Source organism: Thermocatellispora tengchongensis (assembly GCF_014202315.1).
Taxonomy (GTDB): domain Bacteria; phylum Actinomycetota; class Actinomycetes; order Streptosporangiales; family Streptosporangiaceae; genus Thermocatellispora; species Thermocatellispora tengchongensis.
In genome coordinates, this window is sequence record NZ_JACHGN010000056.1 from 1 (window position 1) to 3898 (window position 3898).

5 protein-coding genes are annotated in these 3898 nt (G+C 69.4%); 2 read left to right on the forward strand and 3 right to left on the reverse strand.

Translation table 11 applies throughout. The features are described 5' to 3' along the window. Positions 1-1406 (reverse strand): ATP-binding protein (locus tag HNP84_RS50840; protein WP_185057380.1); only part of this gene is annotated, 1406 nt, incomplete at its 3' end. A gap of 235 nt (positions 1407-1641) precedes the next feature. Here HNP84_RS50840 and HNP84_RS50845 point away from each other — a divergent pair. Then, positions 1642-2070 (forward strand): acyl-CoA thioesterase, encoded by a 429-nt coding sequence (locus tag HNP84_RS50845; RefSeq protein WP_185057381.1) that lies wholly within the window; start codon positions 1642-1644, stop codon positions 2068-2070. A 32-nt stretch (positions 2071-2102) separates the two neighbouring features. On the opposite strand, the gene HNP84_RS50850 is transcribed toward HNP84_RS50845, so the two are convergent. Then, positions 2103-2954 carry an alpha/beta fold hydrolase gene (locus tag HNP84_RS50850; protein WP_185057382.1) on the reverse strand — a complete coding sequence of 284 codons (852 nt, stop codon included), beginning with the start codon at positions 2952-2954 and terminating at the stop codon, positions 2103-2105. 365 nt (positions 2955-3319) lie between these two features. Between HNP84_RS50850 and HNP84_RS57025 the strand changes: the two genes are divergently transcribed. Next, positions 3320-3739 carry a beta/gamma crystallin domain-containing protein gene (locus tag HNP84_RS57025; RefSeq protein ID WP_376772048.1) on the forward strand — a complete coding sequence of 140 codons (420 nt, stop codon included), beginning with the start codon at positions 3320-3322 and terminating at the stop codon, positions 3737-3739. Positions 3740-3782: 43 nt separating this feature from the next. On the opposite strand, the gene HNP84_RS50860 is transcribed toward HNP84_RS57025, so the two are convergent. Beyond that, complete coding sequence (locus HNP84_RS50860; protein ID WP_246519663.1) at positions 3783-3884, reverse strand: LuxR C-terminal-related transcriptional regulator; 102 nt, start codon at positions 3882-3884, stop codon at positions 3783-3785. Positions 3885-3898: the final 14 nt, after the last annotated feature.

Genomic DNA, 3898 nt, shown 5'->3' on the forward strand with positions numbered 1-3898 from the left:
CGTGGGCGGGGGGTTTGGGGGGGGTGGTGGGCCGCTAACCCCGCCACCGGGGGGGGGGGGGGGGGCGGGGGGGGGGGCGGGGGGGGGGGGGGGGGGGCGCCCCCCCCCCCCCCCGCGACCGTGGGGTCGGTGGTCAGCTCGTCCGGGGCCGGGTCGCTCACCCGCAGCCAGGCCAGGTACGCGAGCGGTGCGCCGGTCATCGCGTCGCGGTAGACCGTGAACGCCTCCGGCCGCCGGTCGAGCCAGAACGCGGCGATCTCGGCCGACTCGGGGCTGTGGGTGCGAGCGGTCATTTCCAGGATCGCCGCGTGGTCCTCGGGGCGCGTCGCGTCCTCGTACACCTCACCGGCCGGGGGCACAGGGCAGAGGTAGCGTGCGAGGTGGCCGTGGCTCATGAAGAACATCAGCTCGCGCATCGTCGAGGCCAGCTCGGTCTCCGGCGCGTCCTCGATCCGGCCGAGCAGGTAGGTGCGGATCTCGGCGTGCATCCGCCGGTACTCGGAGGGATTGCGCCAGCGCAGGTCGGCGCGGAGGATCTCGCGGACCAGATCATGCGGGGACAGCCCCTGCGGCCCGGTCTCGATGAACGGCTGCTCCCGTAACCAGTCGAACAGCGCCGCCGGGTCGGCGTCCGCCACGAACACACGCAGTCGCTCCTCGGTGGTGGTACGCAGGTACGCGCACGCCTGCAGCGCCCGCCGGTGCGCTGGGGACGGGACCTCTCCGATCAGTCCGGACAGCAGCGTCGCGATCAGGTCGTAGCCGGGGGTCCACCGCTCGGTCTCGCCACCGCCCTGCCGGTTCGTCACCGCCGCCGCAAGGTTGAGCGCCAGCGGATGCCCCTTGGTGAAGGCCAGGATGGCCGGATGCAGCTCGTCCGGTACGCCTCGCAGGCTCAGCAGGGCCGCCGCGTCCCGCTCCGGCAGGTCGCCCAGGGCGATCACCCTCAGCGTGCTGGCCCAGGCGGGGTCGGCCTGCCAGTGCGGGTCCGGCGGCCTGCGCCCGGCCAGCGCCACGATGGCGCCGCCGGGCAGAGCGGGCAGGAAGGTGTCGCGTAGCCACCCCTCCAGGCCCTGTGCCTGCTCGAAGCCGTCGACGAGCAGCACCAGCCGGTCATCCGGCTCGGGAACCTCCGCCGCGAAGCCGGCCGGGGAGAGGTCGATGAGGCCCGCGTCGATCTGGATCACCCGCCGGCCGGCCGCTCCGGCGAGGTCGGCGAACCGGCGCAGCAATGCCGACTTCCCCATCCCGCCCGCACCGTGCAGATAGAACACCGCAGGGGATGCGGGGAAGGACTCCAGTGCCTTGTTGAACTCGCCCACCTCCGCCGACCGGCCGACGAACGCGCGTGTCCGCGCCTGGCGCAACCGTGCGCCCAGTGACGCGAAGTTTCCGCTCAACCCCATGCGACGAGCCTAACGAGAAATCGCTCTTGACCCTTCGCGGTCACTCGCACGGCGGATCGGGAAAACCGCGCCCGCGGGCTCGTACCGCACCGGCATGGCGGCCTATGGACAGGCGGTGACTCCCATGTGGCAGGGAACTGGCCTGCAAATTGAACCTCTCCGCGCTGCATGCTCCTTAGGTCTCGTAACTTCGACGAAGGACTTGCCGGTGACTGCTCCGTCCTATGGCCGTTACATGTCCGTACAGGTTTACTTCGACGACCTCGACCCCTATGGAATGCTCCACCACGTTCGGTACGGCACGCTGGTCGACCGCGCGATAGTCGCCTACTGGACAGAGAAGGGGTGGAACTCCGACCTCTCGCAGTCGGCGATCAAGGAGGTGATGGTGGTCCGCCAGCTCTCCATCACCTATCAGGCCCCGATCACAGGCGTCTGCGAACCGGTCGTGCACTTCTGGCTGGAGGGGATCGGCCGCAGCAGCGTCATCTACGGCTTCCGCCTGCTCTCGCCCGACCGGAGCCTCCTGTACGCCGACGGGCGCCGCGTCTCCGTCAACATCGACCCGGTGACCCTGGCCCCGGCCCCGATCAGCGAGGAGTCCCGGCGGTTGGCGCAGGAACTCCTCGTACCCGCCACCGCGGGCGCCTCGGCTCCCCGCTGATCGCCTTCCAGGAGGCCGTTCCCGGGTGCGCCTCAGCGGACGTCGCGGGTGGCGCGGCGGATGAGGTCGGTGACCGCTGCCGGTTCGGAGACCGAGACCGCGTGTGAGGCGCCCTTGACGGTGACGGTTCGGGCGTCTGCACGCTCGGCCATCCACTGCTGGGCCTTGGGCGGGATGTTGTAGTCCTTGCCGGCGATCAGAGCGTAGGAGCGGATGTCCTTCCAGGCCGCCTTGGTGGCCTTCTCCTCCAGGGCGAAGGTGGAGACCGGCCGCTGGGTGGCGGCCATGATCGCGGCGGTGGGGGCGGGCACGTCGGCGGCGAACTGCTTGCGGAACTTGTCCTGCTTGATGGTCAGCTCGGTGCCCGTGCCGCCGCCGGGCAGGGGGTAGGAGCTGGTGCTGAGCGTCTCGGCCAGGGTGCTGCCGGGGAATTTGCCGGCCAGCTCGCTCGCGCTCTCGCCGACGTCGGGGATGAACGCGGCGATGTAGACCAACGCCTTGACGTCCGGGTCGCCGGCGGCGGCCTGGCTGATGACCGAGCCGCCATAGGAGTGGCCGACCAGGACCACGGGCCCGGTCACGGTGTCGAGGACGCTGCGCACGTACGCGGCGTCATCGGCCAGCCCGCGCAGAGGATTGGCCGCGGCCACGACGGTATAGCCGTCGCGCTGCAGGCGCGAGACGACACCCGACCAGCTGGAGGCGTCGGCGAACGCGCCGTGCACCAGTACGACGGTCGGCTTGGCCTCGGCCGTACCGGCGCTTTCCGACGCGGCGGCGGGGCCGGTGAGCGTGGCGGCGGCCAGGGCTCCGACCACGACCGGGACCAAGGCGGTGGTGACAAGGGTGCGCAGGGCCGGGCGAGTGCGAGAGGGACTGTGCATGATGCTCCTTTTGAACGGTCTGGTTCAGCGTCCCAACCGGCGGCCCCAGAGGCATCCGTAAGATGACTGGGCTTAAACGGCGGCCGCCCGGTCAGGGGACGGGCGAGGGCGCGCCTCCGCAGAGTATGGCTCCGCGCGATCATTCAACACGTCATTTCCTGGCCGGCACCTGTCCGGTTGCCTGCCTGCGCAATGAAGAGTGCGCCCCGCTGCCGGAGGTGAACAGGAAATGAGCTTGATAACGAGCAGAAAACGACGTCAGGGTTACCGCGTCCAATCAGGAACAGGACTGGAGAGACATGGAGTTCCCCCTTCGCGCGGCTCTTACGGCCTGTGCCGTCACGCTGGCGGTCGCGGCGAACGCAATGGTCCTTCCCGCCATCGGGGCACACGTGATCGGCCGTGTGCGGGGACAGGAAGAATGCCCCTGGAGCCAGAGCCGGAACAACCCGCTTCGCGAGTTCACCTACATACTCACGCAGCAGGATGGGCGTGGTTCCCTCATCTGCTTGGCGAATGCGGGAAGTACGGCGACGCGTATCCAGGGCGTGGTCGGGATCAGCGCGGGCGGCAACAGCGTCACGGTCTGGTACCGGAGAACGAGAACAGGCCCCGAGGAGTCCAGGTACCTCCCAGCGGGCACATATCACGCCGTGCGGGACAGGGAAGGCGCCGGATGGTACGAGATCACTCGCATCCAGATACATCGGAGCCGTTGCGAGGGGACCCGCCCGTGGGACGATTGTTTGTGCGACAAGCCATGTGCCACCTTCAGATACGTTTAGGCGGGCTCGAAGGGCGCCCCGACCGTACGGCGGACCGCGGCGGTCACAGATCGTCGAAGAGATCGCGGAGCTGGTTGCGGTTGCTGACGCCGAGTTTGGGATACACGTTGTACAAATGGGAGGAGACCGTGCGAGGAGAGAGCATCAGTCGCTCGGCGA

Bases quoted from the DNA above. Each gene is read 5' to 3' on its own strand.
- HNP84_RS50845 (WP_185057381.1), top strand. From the start codon at position 1,642: ATGTCCGTACAGGTTTACTTCGACGACCTCGACCCCTATGGAATGCTC.
- HNP84_RS50850 (WP_185057382.1), bottom strand. From the start codon at position 2,954: ATGCACAGTCCCTCTCGCACTCGCCCGGCCCTGCGCACCCTTGTCACC.
- HNP84_RS57025 (WP_376772048.1), top strand. From the start codon at position 3,320: ATGGTCCTTCCCGCCATCGGGGCACACGTGATCGGCCGTGTGCGGGGA.
- HNP84_RS50860 (WP_246519663.1), bottom strand. From the start codon at position 3,884: ATGCTCTCTCCTCGCACGGTCTCCTCCCATTTGTACAACGTGTATCCC.